Raw genomic sequence first — 2023 nt, 5'->3', positions numbered from 1 at the left:
TGGCTTCTTATCTGAAAATGCCAAATTCTCTCAGGTGTGTGCAGACTATGGAATTAAGTTCATTGGTGCAAGTGCAGACATGATCAACTCCATGGGTGATAAAGCTTCAGCAAAAGATACCATGAAAAAAGCCGGCGTACCATGTATTCCGGGTTCTGATGGATTGCTGAGTACCGTTGAAGAAGGTATCAAATTAGCAAATAAAGTAAAATACCCTGTGATCCTGAAAGCAACTGCCGGTGGTGGTGGCCGTGGGATGCGTATTATCCGCAACGATGGGGAATTTGAAAAAGCCTGGAACGATGCAAAACAGGAAGCTGGAGCATCTTTCGGTAACGATGGTTTATACCTTGAAAAATTCATTGAAGAACCTCGTCACATTGAAGTTCAGTTATTAGGCGATAAATACGGTACAGTTGTTCACTTGTCTGAAAGAGATTGCTCTATCCAGAGACGTCACCAGAAACTGGTTGAAGAAACTCCGTCTCCGGTTATTACTGAACGTTTACGTACTAAAATGGGTGAAGCTGCTGTAAAAGGTGCCAAATCTATTAAATACGAAGGTGCCGGCACAATTGAATTTCTTGTTGACAAACACGGCGATTTCTATTTCATGGAAATGAATACGCGTATCCAGGTTGAACACACCATTACAGAAGAAGTAACTGGCGTAGATCTGGTTAAAATGCAGATTAAAGTTGCCGCAGGCGAAAAGCTTGAAAAGAAAAACCACTTGCCGCTTCGTCATTCTATTGAATGCAGAATCAATGCGGAAGATGCTTCAAACGGATTCCGCCCTTCACCGGGTAAGATCACAAACTTCCATATGCCAAGCGGCTTTGGAGTGCGTGTAGACAGCCATTGCTATACGGGTTATACAATTCCTCCAAATTACGATTCAATGATCGCTAAGCTTATCGTAAACGCGCCTACGCGTGATGAAGCTTGTGACCGTATGAAACGTGCCTTACAGGAGTTTGTGATTGAAGGTGTGAAAACAACAATCCCATTCCACATTAAGTTAATGGATGATCCGCAATTCAGATCAGGCAAGTTTACCACTGCCTTCCTTGAAACATTTGATTTCTCTAAAATCTAACTAAAAAAAGTCCCGCTTAAAGCGGGACTTTTTTTATACCTCTACTCTACCTTGCACGCCATGGATAAAGTCATTTGTCATATAACAAAAAAAGAGTTTCCTAAAAATGAATGCTATCAGGCCGATTTCATTCGCCCTTCTTTGTATGAACTCATTAAAAAAGATTTCCCTGACCTGACACCTGAAGCATATATTTCACTGACGGCATTAAATAATTACCGGAAAAAGGATCTGGAAAATATCATCAACAGTGAGAACCGTGAACTTTCCAGTCTGGAAAAAGAAGTGGTTGAATCAATCACCCGAAACCAGATTCTCTCTGATAATATAGAACCTAATCTGAATGACTCATTAACGTTTGGCCAGCGTGTAGCAGACAGGATCGCTGAATTTGGCGGCAGCTGGACATTTATCCTTGCGTTTTTTTCATTCCTGGTGATATGGATGCTGATCAACATCGTTGCCTTCACACAAAACCCTTTTGATCCCTACCCGTTTATTTTACTGAACCTGATTCTATCCTGTATTGCAGCTATTCAGGCCCCGATCATTATGATGAGCCAGAACAGACGCGAACAAAAAGATCGCATGCGAAACGAATATGAATATAAGATCAATTTAAAAGCCGAACTGGAAATTAAATTGCTTCATGAAAAACTGGATTATCTTATGATTAACCAGAATAAACGGATGCTTGAAATACAGGAAATCCAGGTTGATATTTTAGAAGACATTATGGAAAAAATGAAGACCCAATAAGATCAATTATGCGGTATATTTTTCTTTTTATTCTTACAGGTTTTCTTACTGTTCACAGCACCGCTCAGGTACAGAGTAAAAATCTTTTCCTGACACTGGGCTTCGGCGGCACCTCCTACAGAGGCGACCTAAGCGAGTCGTTTCAAAGCTGGGGCGGTACTTTTC

2 protein-coding genes are annotated in these 2023 nt (G+C 41.0%); both read left to right on the top strand.

The genetic code is table 11. The features are described 5' to 3' along the window. Positions 1-1099: acetyl-CoA carboxylase biotin carboxylase subunit (locus tag ACTHJT_RS04990; RefSeq protein ID WP_440236790.1), on the top strand; the 1099-nt coding region annotated here is incomplete at its 5' end. Between the two features lie 60 nt (positions 1100-1159). After that, on the top strand, positions 1160-1858 hold the full coding sequence (locus tag ACTHJT_RS04985) for a DUF1003 domain-containing protein (RefSeq protein ID WP_440236788.1): 699 nt from the start codon (positions 1160-1162) through the stop codon (positions 1856-1858). The last annotated feature ends 165 nt before the right edge of the window (positions 1859-2023 follow it).

This window comes from Cytophaga sp. (assembly GCF_051961495.1).
In the GTDB taxonomy this organism is placed as follows: domain Bacteria; phylum Bacteroidota; class Bacteroidia; order Cytophagales; family Cytophagaceae; genus Cytophaga.
This window is presented reverse-complemented; position numbering and strand designations above follow the sequence as displayed.